A 19,469-nucleotide genomic window follows, 5' to 3' on the forward strand; every position below is an offset into this window, starting at 1 on the left:
ATGCGATCGCCATATCAAAGCAATCACTGAATTTAATCTTATGTCACATTCCGTAATCTCGCTGTTGCTATCCATAATTACTCGAAAAAATGCCCCCCCAAAAATAAAATCAAACATCTGTAGCCACAAAAGACATTTGATTAGCTGTCAATATTCCCATCTGCCAATAAACCCTACTTTCAAATGCGGGTTGGGTTGGTAAGTCTCCCATTAACTCAGCCTTGCTGTATCGTCTTTGTACCGCTTAGTCTCAACTTCAGCAGTGAGAAACTTTACATTTTAGTATCTGCTGTGATTAAATATTTAGTGTTGGGTATATCTATTTAGAATTCACCCACTAACTGTCGCAAAATCCCGCAGTCTATTTAAATTGTATCCATCCGGGAAGAATTGTGAAAGTATGGGGCTGAATATTTTACAAAGCAACAGCGCAACACAACGCTCATGTTATGTTTCATGGTGATTGCTCTGCAACGCAAAAGTAAACAACCTAACCTACAAATTAAGGCTTCTTACAATTTTGACAAGGTATTTATGAATTAAAGCTTTTTTTCAATTTGGCGAAGCTATTGTTTACAAGTTCATTTTTTTACAAGCAACTTCAAAAAAATACTTATGTTAGAGATAGGATTTGAGACTAATAGAGGCAGCAGCAGCATTCAGTTAGTAAAACTCCCACGATTTATATCTCTATTCCTGGTGGTGGGGGATGTCCTTGGCCTATTTGTCTGCTTGGGACTTACTTCTTACTGGACGTTAAATAATCCATTGACAGGATTTGACCCATTTGTCTGCGGATTTATCTTACTGGTTTTAACAGGGATGTATTTGTCAGATACATACCATCCAGAGAAAGAAATTGCAGGTTTACAAGCTCCAAATCGCATTCTCATCAGTAGTGGAATAATTACCCTCATCACTTCATTGGTAATTTATCTATCGGAGAGTTGGGAACAGGATTCAGGAGGGATGAGGGGTATATTGCTAGTTAATCTGGGAATATTTACAATCTGGGCAATCATATTAAGACTATTGGCATTCAATTGGTGGCGATCAAAGTCCCACCAGGGTCGTTGGTTAATGCTAGGATCTGGCAATCATGCGATAAAGTTTGCCCAAATGTTCTTAACACGGAATCCCTTGGGAAGATTAGTTATCCTGACTGAAAATGGCCAACAACTGCCTGAATTAGCAGAAATAGAACCCCAACTAAGTCATGAAGGCTGCCTCAGCGACCTATCTGATTGGAGTCAGCAACCCTTATTAGGGGTGGTAGTAGGGACAAAAATCAGTCTCTCTGATGTACAAGTGCAAAGTTTAATGCAACTACGACTCAAAGGCATCCCTGTTTACCAGTTGCCCGATATTTGGGAAACTTTATGCTACAAACTTCCCTCCTCTCTACTTGAAGATGAGTGGTTTGCTTTTAGTAGTGGCTTTAACCTGGTATTTTGTGGTTTTAGTCTCAAAATCAAGCGGTTTACAGATATAATGCTGACTGGAGTATTATCTGTGCTGCTACTGCCACTCATGGTCATTGTTGGTTTAATCATTAAGTTAGATAGTCCAGGTCCAATTTTCTATAGCCAATTACGAACAGGATTATACGGTAAACCATTTCGGGTTTACAAGTTCCGTTCCATGTCTCAGGATGCTGAAAAGAAGGGCGCACAATGGGCAATTCAACGAGATCCACGCATTACCAGGGTGGGATATTGGCTACGAGTTTTGCGAATTGACGAACTACCTCAGATTTGGAATGTGTTATCTGGAGAAATGAGCCTGATTGGTCCTCGTCCAGAGAGGCCAGAGTTTGATGTCAAGCTCAAAGAAGCAATTCCTTATTATGAAATGCGCTATTTAGTCAAACCAGGAATCACAGGTTGGGCGCAGGTACTTTATCCATACGGAGCTTCCCTGGAAGATGCCTATGAAAAGCTGGCTTACGACCTTTACTATATCAAGAACTATTCTTTATGGTTGGATATAGTCATAGTCTTAAAAACCATCAGAGTTGTTTTATTGGGTAAAGGCAGATGAATCAAAAAGTCTTGGTGACAGGAGGTGCAGGCTATATTGGTTCCCACGTCGTGCGTCAACTAGGCGAGGCTGGTTATAATATAGTCGTATATGACAATTGCTCTACGGGTTTACCCCAATCCGTACTCCATGGTGAGCTAATTATTGGCGATTTAGGAGATATAGACCGCCTTTACCAAGTCTTTGGCAAACATCAATTTAGTGCAGTCCTGCACTTTGCAGCTAGTCTAGTTGTACCAGAATCCGTTGCCTATCCCCTCGATTACTACGCAAATAATACACGGAATACTCTGAATTTGCTCCGGTGCTGTAGTGTCATGGGTGTTAACCAATTGATATTTTCTAGTACAGCCGCAGTTTACGGCGAACCCCAAGAAAATCCAGTCACCGAGTCTACTCCTACCCTACCAATTAATCCCTACGGACGCTCCAAACTGATAAGCGAATTCATGATTCAAGACTATGGACTAGCTTCTTGTCTGCGGTATGTAATTCTCCGCTATTTCAACGTCGCCGGAGCCGACCCCGGTGGCAGAATCGGACAAAACTCAAGCAATGCAACTCATTTGATTGCCAATGCCTGTAATGCCGCCCTGAAACGCCAATCAGAATTGAAGATCTTTGGCACTGATTTTCCCACCCCAGATGGTACAGGAATTCGAGATTATATCCATGTTGAAGACTTAGCCGCAGCCCATGTTGATGCGTTACGCTATCTGGAACGAGATGGAGAAAGTCAAGTTCTCAACTGTGGTTATGGAGAAGGTTATAGTGTCCGGCAAGTTGTGGAACGGGTCAAAGCTATTTCTGGTGTGGATTTTCCCGTAATTGAAGTAGCGCGTCGTCCCGGAGATCCAGCCTGTGTGACTGCTGATGCAGAGAAAATTAAGCAGGTATTGAACTGGCAACCCAAGTATAATAACCTAGACAATATCATCTACAGCTTTCTATCGTGGGAAAAAGGTAAGACATGAACTTCTTTGATTAAATTTCATAGCCTGTAATTTTGCAAACTCTTCAATTTATCGAATAGTGTGTAAAAAGGATTATTTACTACCTTGTCCATTTTCTGTTTTGTTGGATTTCGCTGTCGCTTAACCCAACCTACAAATCAAGACTTTTGGCGATTTGGACAAGGTATTGCCGGAAATGACTTAATTTTGTGCAAATACATGATCTACAATTTCTACAACACTTAAGTTCTAACTTAGTATATTTTTTTAAATTAATTTATGTCTATTAACCAAGAAGACCAAGATTCCTCTTTTGATATCCAACAATACTGGCTAACATTCAAAAGACATTGGCTGGTGACATCAATTGTCTTTGCCTCTGTCTTAGGAGTCACAGCCTTGCTCACTTACTCAGCAAAACCAATTTACGAATCCGAAGGCAAGCTGGTTTTCACCAAAAAAAGTGGGGCTTCCTCACTCGCAGGTCTCTCCCAATCTCTGGGAGAACTGGGCGGATTGACAAACCTCAGTAACCCAGTAGATACCGAATCTGAGATCATCCGCTCCTACCCCATTGTTATAAAAACTATTACCACACTGAATTTGACAAATGATCAAGGCAAACAGATTTCTTTGGAGAACTTTCTCAAAAAACTGAAGCTGAAGACTATCCGAGGAACGGATGTGATCCAGCTTTCTTACAGGAGTACTAATCCGCAAGAAGCAGCAGATGTGGTCAATTCTTTAATGAAATATTATCTGGAGAGTAATATTCGCACTAACCGCACCGAGGCCAGATCCGCGCGAGAATTTTTAGACAAGCAATTACCAGAGGTCGAGAAAAGAGTTACGAAGGCAGAAATGACCTTGCGTCGCTTTAAAGAAAACAACCGGGTGGTAGCTCTGGATGTAGAAGCCAAAACTGGTTTGGAATCTCTTGGAAAACTAGATGAGGCAATTACCCGCAGCCAAGGCGAATTAGCGGCAGCTTACACTCGATCTGTGGCTTTGCAGTATGAAATGAAGTCAACTACACAAGAGGCGGTTGATCTCAGTGCATTAAGTCAATCTCGTGGCGTACAGCAGGTACTCACAGAATACCAGAAAACACAATATGACCTAGCAACAGCGCGAACACTTTATACTAGTGATAATCCAAAAGTTGTGAATTTGGTATTGAAAGAGGCATCTCTTAAAAAGTTACTAGAAGAGCGAGTTACCCAAACCATTGGTAGTTCCAAGTCTCTCCCCCAACAGAATTTGCAGGTAGGAGAACTCAAACAGGCATTAACTCAAGATCTAGTCAAATCAGAGGTGGAAAGGTTAGCCTTAACAAACCAAATCGGAGAATTGCGAAAGGTATTTATAATTAATAGGCGACGTTTGGATAGCTTACCTCGACTGGAACAACAACAGCTACAGCTACAGCGACAGTTATCCGTGGCACAAATCACCTATCAAGAATTTCTGAAGCAATCTCAGTTAGTTCAGGTGCTAGAAAATCAGAATGTAGGTAATTCGCGGATTATCTCTGAGGCTTTAGTTCCTGAACGTCCCGTTTCTCCCAAGATTCCCCTCAACTTAGCACTAGGCGGATTTTTGGGAATCCTCTTAGGTGCGGGAACAGCGCTGCTGTTGGAATCTATGAATCAATCTCTCAAAAATGTTGAAGAAGCGAATCGGCTGTTGGGTTTTCCTTTGCTGGGGGCGATTCCCCAATATGGTGAAAAAAATCCAAAACATCGGCAGGAAGGTCGGCAAGAGTTGCCCTTGTTGGATAACCCCTATTCACCAGTCAGTACATCTTTTGAAATGCTCCAGACTAATTTAGGCTTTACCCTATCTGACAAAGAATTACGGGTAATTTTGCTCACTAGTTCAACCCCCGGAGAAGGTAAATCTTTTGTGGCAGCAAATTTAGCCCTAGCCGCAGCCCACGTAGGACGACGAGTGCTGTTAGTGGATGCCGATATGCGCCGTCCCCGTCAGCACCGCGTTTGGGAAATACCCAATTTATTGGGACTAAGCAATATCTTAGCAGGTCAGATGCAGTTAAAAAATGCTGTCCAGGAGGTATCTCCCCAGGTGAATATGTTGCCAGCCGGAAAAATTCCGCCTAACCCAGTCGCACTTTTGGATTCCCAGCGCATGGCTGACTTGATTGCAGAAGCAAGGAATGATTATGATTTTGTCATCATTGACACACCACCCTTGACTGCTGTTACTGATCCACTGATTGTTGGTAAGTATGTGGATGGATTATTGCTGGTTGTCCGTCCTGGCAAGGTGGAATATTCAGCGGTGAAGTCATCGAAATTATTACTTAATCATGGGAAAGTGCCTATTTTGGGAATGGTAGTGAATGGTATTAGTGAGGAAAGTAGTTATGGTGGGTATTATTATCAGAGAGGTTATTACGGTCAGAAAGTAGATAGTAAGGGGAAGTTTTCTCAGGCCAATCTGCGGTAAGACTTGACTTTATTTCCTGCTCATGTAATATTAACCTACTAAGATGTAGAGTTTTTTGGTTGGTGCAAATACAGTTTGCACCTCTAAGAGGGTGTTTGAAAAGTTTTAGGCTGTGATTTTAGGCACTTACAGATCCCCCCTAACCCCCCTTGCTAAGGGGGGAACTAGAGTCAAAGTCCCCCTTTTCAAGGGGGATTTAGGGGGATCTAAAAATATTTGATACACCATGAGTGACTTTTCAAACATCCTCTAAGAAATTAACTAAAATTATTCGTTTTTTAGGAGTTGAGCTTTGATGGTCTTTTGATCTCAGTTCCTCCCTCGCCACCTACTCGTAACTGGGAAGGCTGAAGTAGGGGAAAGCTATGTCTAAATTATGGTATAATTATCAAAACGATGTCGACTAAGGGCTACAATAATTATCCTTTATGACCATCAGCGCCATAAAATATCTCACATTGCAGGAGTTTCTGATGCTACCGGAAACAAAGCCAGCATCAGAGTTCTTGGGTAGGGAAATTATTCAAAAACCTACGCCGAAAGGAAGACACAGCCGACTGCAAGGGAAACTTAGTGGCGAAATTAATTTGGTGAGTGAATCTGAAAAAATTGCCTATGCTTTCCCTGAACTCAGGTGTAGCTTTGGTAATCGCTCAATTGTTCCTGATATAGCAGTTTTTACATGGGAACATATTCCTTTCCTTAGCAGTGGAGAAGTCCCAGATAGATTTGAAGTAGCTCCCGATTGGGTAATTGAGATTCTTTCTCCTGAACAGAAATCAAATAAAGTGATTGGCAATATCTTGTATTGTATGGAGCATGGGTGTAAATTAGGATGGTTTCTTGATCCTGATGATTTAAGTATTCTAGTATTTTTGTGCGATCGCCAACCAATACTGATGGAAAAAACCGATATTCTGCCTGTATTGGCAGGAATAGAGTTAAAATTAACTGTTGATGATGTATTTGGCTGGTTGAGAATGGCTTAACTAAGCAATACCTTGTTTTAGGAGTTGAGCTTTGATAGTCTTTTGATCTCAGTTCCTCCCTCGCCACCTAGTCGTAACTGGGAAGGCTGAAATAGGTGAAAGCTATGTCTATATGATATAACCACTCAATTGTAACCGCTCAATCAATAGGGACAGACTACCTGGCTGAGAACGGTTTTAAGTTAGTTGATACTTATAACTAAACGCGCTACCGTGAATTATTGGGCGGTTACACTTAAATTATTCAAAAAATCTATTGTTTAACGACACCAAATTACTGAAGTAAATTTACTAAATTGAAAAACAGCTTTTTAAAGAATGGATTCTATAATACTGCTGGCGGAATTATCCGAATTGGTTTGGCTATACTTACAATTCCTTTACTGATTCGCTTGATTGGAGTTGAGGAATATGGACTTTGGACTCTAGCTTCTAGTGTTATCGCAATTGTTGGTTTAGCTGAAGCTGGTCTTGCTACTGCAACCACTGTGTTTGTTTCTCAGGACTTAGGAAAGGAAGATAGTGATGGGTTATCACAAACTTTAACTGTGACAGTTGGAGCCATGCTGATATTGGCTACAATCGCAGCGTTCGCTCTTTGGTTTGGTGCTGAGGGTATTGTTAGTATATTTACTAAATTAGATAATACACAACAGTTGACAGGGGTAAAAGCTTTACAGATTGGTGGATTAGTATTGTGGTCGCGATTACTTCAACAGGTTTTAGTTGGTGTGGAGCAAGCATATCAGCGCTATGGTTTGATGAATCTGCTAAATACGATTCAGTCTGCACTAATTACACTGGGAATGTTAGTGATAGCTTACAGAGGAGGACGGACAATAGCATTGATGCAGTGGCAAGCTGTTGCTGCTGTAGCAGTTTTGTTAAGCCATGCCTGGGTGGTGCAATCATTACTTAAAACTGTAAATCTCCACCTGGCTTGGAGTAAAGATAAAGGACTTGCAGTAGGACGCTATAGCGTAATGATTTGGTTGAGTTCTTTGGGAAGCGCACTTTTTGCAAGAGGAGATCGTATAATTGTAGGAAGTTTGCTAGGGACTCAAAGTTTAGGGGTTTATGCGGCGATAACTGATATTACAACACAAATTAATGTACTTTCTTCATTACCTGTACAACCTTTAGTTCCTGCGGTCAGCCATTTAATCCAAAATTTAAATAATGAACAAACAAAACAAAACATTAAGCAAGCTATTCAGTTGAATGGTCTCGTTGCTCTTGGTTTAGGAGGTATATTAATAACACTTTCCCCATTGATATGTAGCTTAATTTTCACAAATGTAATAGATATTAAATACATATTTTTATTTTGTATTTCTACGGTAATTTATTCACTTTATTCTCTCAATGCTGTTGGTTACTATATCCTACTTGGCATAGGTGCAGCTAATATTTGTGCTATTGTAGTAGCAGCTAGTGGCTTTTTATCTCTCATAATGATTGCGTTGGGGGCATATAATTTTGGTTTAATCGGAGCAATCTGTGGAAATTTCCCTTATTTATTAACAAATCTTCTATTATTAATGGGAGTTAAACACTTTTGTATTCCTCAAAATACATTGATAAAATGGTTGAAGTTCCCTTTGCTGTTTTTTTGTATTGTCGTGTATTTACATTATTTTATACCTTATAGCAATGTATTAAGATTAGGATCTGCCATACTACAAAGCTGTATTTTATTCATTTGGTTCACCGCCAATAACAAAGGTTTTTTCGCAAAAAAAATACTTAATTTTAAGTGAGGTCTAATTATGCACTGCGTTTACTGTAATGGATATCTTAAGGAATTTAGTGTGCGAAACACTAAATCTATGAAACAGCATATGTTAAATTCTGACTTAAGGAATATGCTTCCATCAATGACTCATGGTAAATGTGTTAGTTGTGGTTCTATTATCGCTACTGATAATAGAATGAAAAGTGAAGAATTTTTACTAAGCATTTACAATAATCTTCCAAAAGATTATTGGCAAGAACTTCAATCAGAAAAAAGTAATAGTTTCTTTGTTGAATTGGGGAATCTACTCAATCCGAATCAAAATAGTGATATGTCTATCTGTGATGTTGGTTGCGGTGATGGTAAATTCTTAGATTGTATCAGCGAATGTTGGCAAAAATTTGGTGTAGAGCTAGGTAAAGCTAATGAACATATGATAAATCATAAAAAAATTACTTACTTTAATGGAACTTTAGATAGAAGCCCATTTAGGAAGCATTCAATGGATATCATTACTTACATAGATGTTTTTGAACATTTAGCTGATCCTAGAAAAGAGATAAAAATAGCAAAAGAATTTTTATCCCCAAATGGTAAGATAGTTATATATACAGGTAATGCTAATAGCATATACTCAAAAATGTCGGGAAAAAACTGGACATATCTTAATGTTGTTGGGCATATTGCAGTTGCTTCTGAAAAAGGTCTAATAAATGCTTTGAATTCATGCGGTTTTACTAAGATAGATGTATTAAACGTAAATCATCATTCTTCTGTGAGTTTTCCAAAGTGGCTATTTTATTTACTTGCTAGTAAGTTGTTAGGGAATCGAGGTAATATACCACTATTTAATGACCATATGATTATGATTGCAAGTATTTAAAATATTAAATTTTGAAGTATGGACATTTTAAAGTTCGTGGATTGGGGCTGCCCCTCTTGTTTTATTCGTTCTGCTATTTCTTCTGGACAATCGTATTGCTCTATGGTCGTAGCACTGACACTCTTGAATCTTTCTTTTTTATGACTTTATGGAAATCTCCAGCATCCCAGAATATTTGAAAAAAAAATCTTATCCTGAACGTATAGAAGGCGGATCGAGAAAGATTAATAGTAATCGCAAGGATGAAAATCACCAACATAATCAACCATTGGTGACGATTATAACCGTTGTGTTTAATGGAGAAGAATATATAGAATCTACAATTAAAAGTGTAATTAATCAAACACATGAAAACATAGAATATTTAGTGATAGATGGTGGAAGCAATGATGGCACTTTAGAAATACTTAAAAAGTATTCAGCCCATATTGATTACTGGCTTAGTGAACCAGATAATGGGATTTATGATGCTATGAATAAAGGTATAGCCTTGTCTTCTGGTGATATTATAGGGTTGCTTAATGCAGGTGATACATATCTACCAAATGCACTTTCATTGTTAGTTGAACAATTTGTTCCTAGCGATAATTTATCCATTTATTATGGTGATATTTACCTTGACTACATAGATGCGAATATTACTATAAAAACTCCTGCAAGTATTGATAGACTAAAATACTCAATGACTATTTGTCATCAAGCTATGTTCATTACGAAGCATACCTACTTAAATCAAGGACTATATAATCTTAATTACAAATATGCTTCAGATTACGCTTACGTATTATCTTTGTTACTGATTGGTGCTGAATTTCATTACATAGGTGGCGTAGTGGCATATTTTCAAACTGGAGGAGTTAGCGATAATAAAATTTTTAATTCGAGATTAGAGTGTATCAAAATTCATCGGAATTTGAAAAGCCCATTTTTCTATCGTGCATTAATTTTATACATTAAACAGTTATTTTCATACTATTTCTATAAAATAGTAGGATATTTTTTCGGAAAGCAAAAAGGCGCAGAGTTCAGAAAACAACGTTTAATAAATAAATATCAGACACACATACTACAAAATCAAGAGGTTAAATCTAAATGAATAAATTAATAAATACCCCAATTTTACTTTCGCTTATTGTCCCCGTGGTAAAGCCTGAATTGTTTTTAGAAAAACTATTTATTTCTCTTAGCAATTTGAAGCATGAACAAATCGAACTAGTCTTGATTAACCAATCAGGGAAGGAAATAGATATACTTAGGAAAATTCTTAATATTGAATTAGTTGAGTATGTACGAAATAGCGTAATTCCTGCTGCTGAAGCCAGAAATCTTGGAGCATCACTAGCATCCGGTGAATATCTCTTTTTTTTGGATGATGACGCTTTTATCTACTCCAACATAATATCCCTAGAAGAACTGATTATTAGTTTGTCAAATGGGCCAAATCTGCTGGTACCTCAACGAGGAGAGGTAATAGATGGCTGCTATATTTCTCATTGGCCACAGAATACATCGAAAATAACGTATAGAAATTTTTCAAGATTTATAATTGAATGGAACTTAATTATAAAAAAAGAGCTATTTTTGCAATTAGGCGGTTTCAATGATATGGGTCCTGGTTCACATCATGCATGTCAATGTGGGGAAGCTTTTGTTCTAACTTCAAAAATCATAGTGACTGGCCAATCAATCAAGCTATGTCCTAACATTAAAGTTGCACATCCTGGACTATTTGAAAAGGCTAAAAACACTAAAAATGCTCTTGGTTATGCTTATGCTACAGGATTTGCAATTGGAATTGGATTAAATTATTTTAATTTTATCGCTAAAATTTATTGGATTAATAGGGGAATTTTCTCTGCTTTTTATGAACTATTGAGACATAGTAAAAATCAAATTAAACTAGTTGAGAATGTTAATTTATTTATATATAGGTTAGCTATATTGAAATGTAAAATTTTGGGTTTAATTGATGCTGTTACTAAGAGTAAGCCCCGGTCTTTAATATGGTTAGATGCAGAAGCAAAAAAAATAATAAATTAGTGATAGTGAAAAATGAACGATTTTATATTCGATTGGATATGGTTGTATACACAAATTTTGTTACTAATTATTCTAATAATTCGAGAGCTTGTTCAAAATCATAACCGTAACTTATATGTTGTATTTATATCAGCAACAATGTTGACTTTGGTTCAAGGTCAAGCATGGTGGTTATTAAGTCAATTCCAAAATGGAGATTCGGATATTGTACATTTGTATCAGTTATTGAGCTTGGAAAGCACACGATTAGCAAATTTATATGCAGGTTTATGTACTATTAGCCTATTCATAACTTATACATGGATGGCAAGGCATAAATTTAAAAACAAAGGCTTTTTAAATTCAGAAGTAGTTGTTTTTTCAATCAAAAATACTAACTCCCTCGTGTCATACATAGTGATAGCCCTTTGGGTTACGGTCTTTGGTGGAATTTTAATACTTCTGCTAGGTGGGTTACAAGCAGCTATAGATAATCCAGGAAATTCTGTTGGAGGACAGACTTTCCTTCTAATTGGTGTTAGTTTGGGTAAAATGCCTTTACTATACAAATTATCTCTTAAACAAAGGCTGAATAGAGTTGATATCCTAACATTTGGCTTTACTTTCTTGCTGACCTTAATCAATTCCCGTTTTTTAGCAACTTTCATGCTTGTTCAAGTCCTATTAATATTCAACTACTGCTGGAAACAAATTCCACGCCGTTGGATTATTGCTAGTAGTTTTGTTTTCATATTTATCTTTATAATTTATGGACTGTATAGAGATAACAGTGCAATAAATTATAATTTAAGTTTATTTGAAAGGTTAGAAGAAATCTCGAGTCGTTTGAATCAGCAAGACAGTCCAATTGAATGGTTTTACCGTACCAATGTTGAGGTTTTTGCGGGCTTAGCAGGCATTTTAACTTATGAAAATAACGTAGGAGGTATTAACAGTGATTTCGGTTTATCTAATCTAAGCTTATTCACGCAATTTATTCCAAATATGATTCGCAATGACCCATATCTAGTAGGTCCGTTAACAGATTTCTTGAAGTCATTGTATCCATACCCTGAAGGTTCAGTTGTTCCATCAGGACTTGAAACTTTTTATGCTCATTTTGGTGTATTTGGACTAATACTTTTAGGCATATTGTTAGGATATTTATCCTACTTTTTGCATATGAAAATGCTTTATCAAAATGATGATACTTTGAAAGTATCTTTACTATCAGTACAATTAATTAATATAGTCCGAACTATGCTTTCTAATGTTCTATTTTTTGGATTAGCAGATTGGACTATGCTTTTCGCTTATAGACTGATATTAAATTTTGGAAAAAAGCAAGATAAGCGAGCAGATTACAAGAGTTATTAGGTTGTTTATTTGATGACAACGAAATTGTTCTTTTATACAAGGAATTGTAAAATGATTAAAAGCTTTGAATCAGACTGTCAATATATCATTAATTCAGCACATAATTTTGCAGTCAAAAATCCAGATTTTACAGGTTCTCTTTGGTTTCTGCTAAAGAGGTTTATCGATAAATTATGGTGGGTTATAGGCTATAAGCCTTAATTATGCTGGATTATTACTTTGCATCAACACCATAATTTATTTCAACATGAAATAGTCATTAACCCTACCTGCTATTTACGATTACGTCAAGACTGAAGGAGTACCTTTAATTGATTATTGGAATTGATACCCGCTTTGCACTCAAAAAGCGTAGGGGAATAGGCAACTATACCCTCAATTTATTGCAATCTTTAGCAAAAATAGATCAGGAAAATCAGTATTTTCTTTATACAGATCAACCTGATTCTGAAAATATTTTACCAAAAGCTGCAAATTTTGAAGTTAGAATCCTAGTCCCAGCCAATTATTTACTATGGGAACAGCTAGTTCTGCCAAGACAAGCAATTAAAGATGGTATAGACGTACTTCATTGCACTGCTAACACATCTCCAGTTTTTCTAAAAAAAAGTACAAAACTGATAGTCACTATTCATGATGTGATGTATCTGAAAGATTCCGTACTATTGCCAAAGTCAAATGTTGCTTATCAAAGACTAGGTAGGATATACAGAAGTGCTATTGTCAGCAAAACTATTAGAAATGCTACTAAAGTGATTACAGTTTCTAACTTTTCTAAAAGCGATATTCTGCATCACTTTCCCAGTCTTCAAACAAGCTCAATTATAACTACCTATGAAGCACCGGATGCTGCATTTAGGATACTTGACAGGGGAAACGCATCTAAAATTATCAAGAATAGTTTTAATCTATCTGGAAAGTATTTATTAACTTTAGGTGGTACAGATCCACGAAAAAACACAAAATTAGTTATTAGAGCTTTTTCAAAGCTAAAGCAAACGAAAAACATTGATGAAAAGTTAGTTATCGTAGGAATTCCGAACTGGAAGCAGTCTGAATTTTATGATCTTGTGTGTTTACTTGAATATGGAAATGATGTTATTTTTACTGACTATGTTACTCAGGAGGAATTAGTATGTCTCTATAATTGTGCAACATTATTTATCTATCCTTCTTTATACGAAGGCTTTGGTATCCCACCCTTAGAATCAATGGTTTGTGGTACTCCAGTTATTACCTCTAATACAACATCTATTCCTGAAATTGTTGGAGATGCCGCTTTGCAAGTAGACCCCACCAATCAAGAAGAACTTGAAACAGCAGTATATAAATTATTGATTGACAGTTCTTTAAGAAATAACTTAATTCAGCGTGGATTAGCAAGAGCAAAGCAATTTTCTTGGCAAAGAATGGCTGAAGAGACTCTAGATATCTATAAATCTATTATTGCTTATGATAATAACTCATGAAAATACTTTTTGTTACTCCGAGATTTCCTTACCCCTTGTTACAAGGAGACCAACTGATACTCTATCATCGTCTTCGTATCTTAAGTCAGCGACATGAAATTACATTGTTGACCCTTTATCATAGTTCGTGGGAACTAGAAAATATTGATCAGATACGTCCTTACTGTAAAGCAATATATACTGTTCCTCTTCCTAAATGGCAATCACTTATCAATGTAGGAAAAGGTTTATTTACTTCACAATTACCTCTTCAAGCTTGCTACTACTCTTCTAGTAGGTTTCAGCAACAGCTAGATTCAATTTTAGCAGCCAACAACTTTGATATAGTTCATGCTTTTATGATGAGGATAGCCCCTTATTTTCATCATATACACACCCCTAAAATTATAGAACTGATTGACTCGATGCAACTAAATTTAGAGCGTCGTGTAGTGTTGGAATCTTTTCCTCGACGCTGGATTTTTCAGGAGGAACTTCAACGAGTCATCCGCTACGAACGTGATTTGCCTAACTTATTTAATAAGTTAGTAGTTGTATCTGAAAAAGATGCACAACTAATTCCTAGTGACCGAGTGAAAGTTATCCCAAATGGGATAGATACTGATTTTTTTAGTCTACAACAACAATCTCCAATAGATCCAACTCTAATTTTCTCTGGAAATATGAGTTATGCACCTAATATTCATGCTGTTAAGTGGTTTGTTGAACTTTGTCTACCAATAATTCAACAAACAGTTCCTAATGTTTCTCTTATAATTGCTGGAGCAAAACCTTCTAGAGAAGTTCGCAGTTTAGCGCGAAAAGAAGGAGTTATAGTGACTGGTTTTGTAGAGTCTATGCCAGAAACTCTGAAACAGGCAAAGGTTGCGATCGCTCCTATGCAATCAGGATCAGGTATGCAAAACAAAATTTTGGAAGCAATGGCTTCTGGACTACCTGTAGTCACTACAACATTAGGACTTGGTTCTCTGAGTGCAAAACCTGACAAGGAAATTTTGATAGCAGATAGTCCAGAAGATTTTGCGAAAGCTACGATTACTCTGCTACAAAACTCTGATCTAGCTAGAGAGATTAGAAATCTTGCAAGACAATTTGTTGTGAATAAATATAGCTGGGAATTTTCAGCTAACCAAGTTGAAAACCTGTACAATCAGATAATCATTGATAGAGGCAGATAAACTGAAGTTTTCAAACTATCAAGAAAACAACAGCCGCGCAAGTACCCAAACGGCAAGTGGAAGAATTAGCGCAAACAATTGCCAGAGACTTTAATGAGTTCTATGAATACCAGCAATCACAATCACAGCAATTAGAACAGACAGGAGAAATCATCGTCATCAGTGCCGATGGCAAGGGTGTAATCATGGGTCGAGAAGATTTACGCCCCAGTACCCAAAAACGAGCAATTGCTAGTCAAAGGAAACTAGAAAAACGATTGACCAAAGGGGAAAAGCGTAACTCAAAGCGGATGGCAACGGTAGCTGCTGTTTATACTATCAAACCATTTATTCGTACCGCCGAACAAATTATCAACCCCAAGGAATTTCCCCAGAGCCAACGTCCTCGTCCTGAAGTCAAGCGCGTTTGGGCTTCTTTAGTCAAAGAACCGGAAACGGTGATTTCTGAGGCGTTTGATGAGGCATTGCACCGTGATCCAAATCAACAAAAACACTGGGTGGCATTAGTTGATGGCAATAAGACACAATTACGTCTTCTCAAACAATTGTCTCGAAAACACAATATTAAGCTGACAATTGTTCTTGATATTATAAGGAAGAACGCCGAAAACCCTTGAAAATGTGGCTGACTCAGGAAGCCACATTTGGGCCAAAGGTGTCTCTCAAGCTCGTTGCTCTACTACTCCACCACCAATACCAATGGTTGTTTGATCTCCTGCTTTTAACTTTGTTGGGTTAAACTGGCAAGATTACGTTGTTGTTGATCCTGCTTTTTACCGACCAGATGAATCAGTGCAATTAGTGGGTAATATTGATAAAATTCACAACCAATTAGGTTGGAAACCCCAATATTCCTTATTTTTTTAGAGGAAGATATTAAATTTCTCTTTTTTTAGGCTTTTTCTTAGCAGTGTAACTATTGTTTCTTGGTTTAATTTGGAAACAAAAATGGTTTAATAGATAAAATCATCCGTTCTAACTCAGGTTTATTATGTATGAGAAGACAATGTTCCCATAATTTATGATTGTTTTCCGCGCAATCTGTAGCCAGAGATTCTCCAATAGTCTCAAAATTCTTTTGAATATCCCTTTTAAGACTCTCTGGATTAGATTGTACACCTAAAACAAATACTCTATTTTTTATATCATCTGGAATATAACTTTCTACAAAATTTAATCTATCTTCACATTCATCAAAATCAATAATTAATAGGATGTTTCTCTGTGGATATTGTCGCATAGCTTTGATATGATCATTTGTGAATTTATCTACAGCTTTTTTCCAACCATCAGCAATTGGTAGGATTTGAATAGCCCGATTATTCACATTCAAATTTTGAATAAATCCATTAACAATCTGACGATTAGCATCATCTTCAGGTAAAATTAACAAATGTGGTTTATTCTTATTTATACTCATAATTCTATATCACCACAAATCAAAGAATTAATCAAATCGCCAGTAACAGGTATATCACTAAGCAATCTAATTAAAGTTGGTTCTAAGTGACTTTTTCTATCCAGAATAAAAGTGTTTTCATTGGAGAATTTTCTAATTGCTTCAGGATTATGAGAAGTTACTAAAATTTGGCCACTATCCTTAAATGAACGTCTCAGAGATGTGATAAAATGACCTACTTCTGAGATAGAGAGATAGTTGTCAGGTTCATCCCAAAAGCAAAAAACTGACCCATAGAATTTATTAGCTGCTAATACCACAGCACAAAGAAAAAAGCATTTTTCACCATCTGATAAATCTTGAAAGTTAACATTCAAGGTTGCATTATTTTCAGCAAATCTCACAATTAGACTTTTGAACTCTTTACCGATAAGTTCATTCAAGAAATCTTGAAAATCGGGCATAACTTCCCGTAAATATTTATCAACGTCTCTATAGGCCGCAGGATATCTACCAAGTAAACCAGAAAACCATTCCCCAATATTTGCACCATCTCTGTTTGGTTGTAAAGTTTCTCCGTGGGAATCTCCAGTCATTAAACTAGGAATTGGTGCTAGAATAATTATATGAGCCAGCCAATTTTTGAAAGTATGAAGTGGATCTGTTTCTGATTGCTCCTGAATAACTGGAAGGGCTACTAAATGCCAATCTACTAAAAACTGAGATTCACGATTTTGTGAACTACTATAAATAGTAACTTGTGCTTCTTTCCGAGAGTAAATTGGATTTCCTGCAACTAAAAGTTGTTCTTCAAAAACTCGCAATTCTTTAAATTTTTCTGGCAACTCTAAGGCCAGGACGTATTTATATAATTTCTCCTCAAGTAATACTTCTATTTCCAAGCGAATGGGAACATCATACCTGCCACGAGTAAAATCTTTAGACTTGACAAGTTGACCAACTCTATTTATGCCTCTACCAATAGATTGAAATACCTCTAATGCGGTTGCAATAGTTGATTTACCTGTGCCATTTTTTCCAATCAAGAGAGCAGATGACATCTCCTTCATTGTTAATTCAAAGTTTTCTAAACACCTGAAGTTGTGTACATATAGTCTTTGGAGCATAATCAAATAATTTCCCGGAATGGCAAGTGAAATAACTTTTTGGTGAGATATACCAATTATAGGTTCAGATACCTGACTTCGTAGAAAAATCAGGGTTTTAGCTTAACCATGAGTGGTTATCACTAACTTATTCTCAATGTCTGCAACAAGTCTATCTAGATATCCTCAATTTTCCAAATCCGACAAAGAAAAATGCACCTATTCTATTTTGAGACACCATCAGCCAAAACCTTGCACTTTTCGACAACAAAAAAACCTGAAACCCTTATCTGTTATTCCTTCTAATCTTATTCAGCAAGCCCTAACTAAAATCCGCAGTACCTCAAAAAAAGATAGGTACTGCGGAATAAAAATTTTGATTTATTTCAAATACAGTCACAAATTTTAGACATTTTGGGCAGCAGGTAAACTATCGGTTGCAACTTCCGAACGAGGAAAAGTAGGTAAATCAATACCGCCATGATTGGTGTAGCGGTTCTTGAGTGCTAAACGATAACTCACACTTTGCAATTCGGCTTGCAATTGGCGATTTTCTCGTTGTAGGATTGTTACCTTGTCTCGCACTGGTGTCATGCGTTCCTCAAACTTACGACGGTAAATTTGGGGTAATTCCTGTACTACCTGCTCCAACATTCGACTACGATCAGTTAGTTCTTGTAAAGACTGTCGTAATTGGTAAATCTCCGTATCACGATTCGTAATTTGTTCTTGGTAGAACGTCAACTGCTGTTCGACGGCTTGGATTTGATCTCTTAAAGCCTGCAATTGACTCAAATCTATCTCTGGCTCAGATTTTGGCGGTGTAAAGTTAGTATTACCCTTAACTAGCCGGAATAGTTCTTGAGATAACTGTTGAACTAATTGATCTCGCAGTTGCAAGTCTTGGCGCAACTGCGAGATTTCGGTGGACAGTTCTTGGATGTTTGGTATATCAGATTGGCTCACAGTCACTTAAAGCTCTTACTTAATATATATAGTTAATTTTTCACTTGCGCCGATTATATCACATAGGTCGCAGTTCGAGTGAAATAATTGAGCGATTTTTAGTAATTTCCTGATGTCGCAGTATGACGCAGGCCATACTGCTGAACTGCTAAGAGACTTCCAATTAAAGAAATATCCAAAATTTCTTGTAGTGCGGGCATACTTCGACCCTTCGACAGGCTCAGGGCATCGCAAGCTCAGTACAAGTCTTGCCCGCTAATAATACAAGAACGATACCACAAACTTGGACAGCGAAGCCCTGCTGCAAGCAGTTCATCTTTTTTGTGGAGTTATCTAACTAATAACCTCGGAAAACGCGGTTATTAAGCTGCTACAACTTCTTCTGGTTTTTCTTTGTGAACTTCTTGCTTGACTGTCATATAGCGAATCACTTCTTCACTCAATCGCATTGCGCGTTCCATGATAGCAATTACAGTTCCAGGACCTGTGTAGTTGAGTTGAACATAAACGCCATCACGATGCTTTTGAATTTCATAGGCCAGACGACGCTTACCACGGTTTTGAATTTCAATATTCTCAGCACCGTGTTCACGAATTAAGTTTTCGTATTTGGCGATTTGTTGTACTACTTGCTCATCTCCCAAGTCAGGACGCAAAATGTACATGGTTTCGTAAACTGTGGTCATGTTTTTTAATTCACCTTATGGACAATGGCTGAAGAGGTATTAATTTATACAAATATTGCTATGGGCGATACTTTAATTGATTAACATCTCAAGCAACAAGGAATTTTGACAATTTTTTAGTTATTCTACAGTAGCACAATTTTGAGCAGGATTTGTCCACTGGTTAATAGTTTGTTAATTAAGGTCATAAGATTTTCAAT

15 protein-coding genes and 2 pseudogenes are annotated in these 19,469 nt (G+C 37.0%); 13 read left to right on the forward strand and 4 right to left on the reverse strand.

The features are described from left to right. Positions 1 to 615 precede the first annotated feature (615 nt). The 13 genes and pseudogenes from ANA_RS01800 to ANA_RS25535 all read left to right on the forward strand — a co-directional run. Complete coding sequence (locus ANA_RS01800) at positions 616 to 2,040, forward strand: sugar transferase (RefSeq protein WP_041457541.1); 1,425 nt, start codon at positions 616 to 618, stop codon at positions 2,038 to 2,040. Next, positions 2,037 to 3,014, forward strand: coding sequence for a UDP-glucose 4-epimerase GalE (galE, locus tag ANA_RS01805; RefSeq protein ID WP_015078337.1), 978 nt, complete (start codon positions 2,037 to 2,039; stop codon positions 3,012 to 3,014). The genes ANA_RS01800 and galE overlap by 4 nt, the downstream gene beginning before the upstream one ends. Before the next feature lie 258 nt (positions 3,015 to 3,272). Continuing rightward, positions 3,273 to 5,462, forward strand: a complete 2,190-nt coding sequence (locus ANA_RS01810) for a GumC family protein (RefSeq protein WP_015078338.1) — start codon at positions 3,273 to 3,275, stop codon at positions 5,460 to 5,462. Between the two features lie 428 nt (positions 5,463 to 5,890). Next, complete coding sequence (locus ANA_RS01815) at positions 5,891 to 6,451, forward strand: Uma2 family endonuclease (protein WP_015078339.1); 561 nt, start codon at positions 5,891 to 5,893, stop codon at positions 6,449 to 6,451. A 296-nt stretch (positions 6,452 to 6,747) separates the two neighbouring features. Next, positions 6,748 to 8,211 carry a lipopolysaccharide biosynthesis protein gene (locus ANA_RS01820; protein ID WP_015078340.1) on the forward strand — a complete coding sequence of 488 codons (1,464 nt, stop codon included), beginning with the start codon at positions 6,748 to 6,750 and terminating at the stop codon, positions 8,209 to 8,211. 69 nt (positions 8,212 to 8,280) lie between these two features. Continuing rightward, a complete protein-coding gene (locus tag ANA_RS01825) occupies positions 8,281 to 9,069 on the forward strand; it encodes a class I SAM-dependent methyltransferase (protein ID WP_158310496.1) in 789 nt (262 codons plus the stop codon). Positions 9,070 to 9,217: 148 nt separating this feature from the next. Further along, positions 9,218 to 10,165, forward strand: a complete 948-nt coding sequence (locus tag ANA_RS23390; protein ID WP_015078342.1) for a glycosyltransferase family 2 protein — start codon at positions 9,218 to 9,220, stop codon at positions 10,163 to 10,165. Beyond that, positions 10,162 to 11,109, forward strand: coding sequence for a glycosyltransferase family 2 protein (locus tag ANA_RS01835; protein ID WP_015078343.1), 948 nt, complete (start codon positions 10,162 to 10,164; stop codon positions 11,107 to 11,109). The genes ANA_RS23390 and ANA_RS01835 overlap by 4 nt, the downstream gene beginning before the upstream one ends. 12 nt (positions 11,110 to 11,121) lie before the next feature. Then, complete coding sequence (locus ANA_RS01840) at positions 11,122 to 12,465, forward strand: hypothetical protein (RefSeq protein WP_015078344.1); 1,344 nt, start codon at positions 11,122 to 11,124, stop codon at positions 12,463 to 12,465. Positions 12,466 to 12,776: 311 nt separating this feature from the next. Next, positions 12,777 to 13,934 (forward strand): glycosyltransferase family 4 protein, encoded by a 1,158-nt coding sequence (locus ANA_RS01850; RefSeq protein WP_015078345.1) that lies wholly within the window; start codon positions 12,777 to 12,779, stop codon positions 13,932 to 13,934. Further along, a complete protein-coding gene (locus ANA_RS01855; protein ID WP_015078346.1) occupies positions 13,931 to 15,112 on the forward strand; it encodes a glycosyltransferase in 1,182 nt (393 codons plus the stop codon). The genes ANA_RS01850 and ANA_RS01855 overlap by 4 nt, the downstream gene beginning before the upstream one ends. Positions 15,113 to 15,123: 11 nt before the next feature. Beyond that, positions 15,124 to 15,705 (forward strand): annotated as a pseudogene (locus ANA_RS01860) (ISKra4 family transposase); the annotation flags it as partial. A 124-nt stretch (positions 15,706 to 15,829) separates the two neighbouring features. Further along, positions 15,830 to 15,979 (forward strand): annotated as a pseudogene (locus ANA_RS25535) (GDP-mannose 4,6-dehydratase); the annotation flags it as partial. Between the two features lie 64 nt (positions 15,980 to 16,043). Here the strand turns inward: ANA_RS25535 and ANA_RS27260 are convergent. The 4 genes from ANA_RS27260 to rpsF all read right to left on the reverse strand — a co-directional run bounded on the left by ANA_RS27260 (position 16,044) and on the right by rpsF (position 19,269). Further along, a complete protein-coding gene (locus ANA_RS27260; protein WP_015078348.1) occupies positions 16,044 to 16,532 on the reverse strand; it encodes a hypothetical protein in 489 nt (162 codons plus the stop codon). Beyond that, positions 16,529 to 17,638 carry an AAA family ATPase gene (locus tag ANA_RS01870; RefSeq protein ID WP_015078349.1) on the reverse strand — a complete coding sequence of 370 codons (1,110 nt, stop codon included), beginning with the start codon at positions 17,636 to 17,638 and terminating at the stop codon, positions 16,529 to 16,531. The genes ANA_RS27260 and ANA_RS01870 overlap by 4 nt, the downstream gene beginning before the upstream one ends. A gap of 384 nt (positions 17,639 to 18,022) precedes the next feature. After that, entirely contained in the window at positions 18,023 to 18,583 is a 561-nt protein-coding gene (locus ANA_RS01875; protein ID WP_015078350.1) for an Npun_F5560 family protein, read from the reverse strand. Between the two features lie 362 nt (positions 18,584 to 18,945). Then, complete coding sequence (rpsF, locus tag ANA_RS01880) at positions 18,946 to 19,269, reverse strand: 30S ribosomal protein S6 (protein WP_015078351.1); 324 nt, start codon at positions 19,267 to 19,269, stop codon at positions 18,946 to 18,948. Positions 19,270 to 19,469: the final 200 nt, after the last annotated feature.

The organism is Anabaena sp. 90, from assembly GCF_000312705.1.
GTDB lineage: Bacteria > Cyanobacteriota > Cyanobacteriia > Cyanobacteriales > Nostocaceae > Dolichospermum > Dolichospermum lemmermannii.

Bases quoted from the DNA above. Each gene is read 5' to 3' on its own strand.
- ANA_RS01800 (WP_041457541.1), top strand. From the start codon at position 616: ATGTTAGAGATAGGATTTGAGACTAATAGAGGCAGCAGCAGCATTCAG.
- galE (WP_015078337.1), top strand. From the start codon at position 2,037: ATGAATCAAAAAGTCTTGGTGACAGGAGGTGCAGGCTATATTGGTTCC.
- ANA_RS01810 (WP_015078338.1), top strand. From the start codon at position 3,273: ATGTCTATTAACCAAGAAGACCAAGATTCCTCTTTTGATATCCAACAA.
- ANA_RS01815 (WP_015078339.1), top strand. From the start codon at position 5,891: ATGACCATCAGCGCCATAAAATATCTCACATTGCAGGAGTTTCTGATG.
- ANA_RS01825 (WP_158310496.1), top strand. From the start codon at position 8,281: ATGAAACAGCATATGTTAAATTCTGACTTAAGGAATATGCTTCCATCA.
- ANA_RS23390 (WP_015078342.1), top strand. From the start codon at position 9,218: ATGGAAATCTCCAGCATCCCAGAATATTTGAAAAAAAAATCTTATCCT.
- ANA_RS01835 (WP_015078343.1), top strand. From the start codon at position 10,162: ATGAATAAATTAATAAATACCCCAATTTTACTTTCGCTTATTGTCCCC.
- ANA_RS01840 (WP_015078344.1), top strand. From the start codon at position 11,122: ATGAACGATTTTATATTCGATTGGATATGGTTGTATACACAAATTTTG.
- ANA_RS01855 (WP_015078346.1), top strand. From the start codon at position 13,931: ATGAAAATACTTTTTGTTACTCCGAGATTTCCTTACCCCTTGTTACAA.
- ANA_RS27260 (WP_015078348.1), bottom strand. From the start codon at position 16,532: ATGAGTATAAATAAGAATAAACCACATTTGTTAATTTTACCTGAAGAT.
- ANA_RS01870 (WP_015078349.1), bottom strand. From the start codon at position 17,638: ATGCTCCAAAGACTATATGTACACAACTTCAGGTGTTTAGAAAACTTT.
- rpsF (WP_015078351.1), bottom strand. From the start codon at position 19,269: ATGACCACAGTTTACGAAACCATGTACATTTTGCGTCCTGACTTGGGA.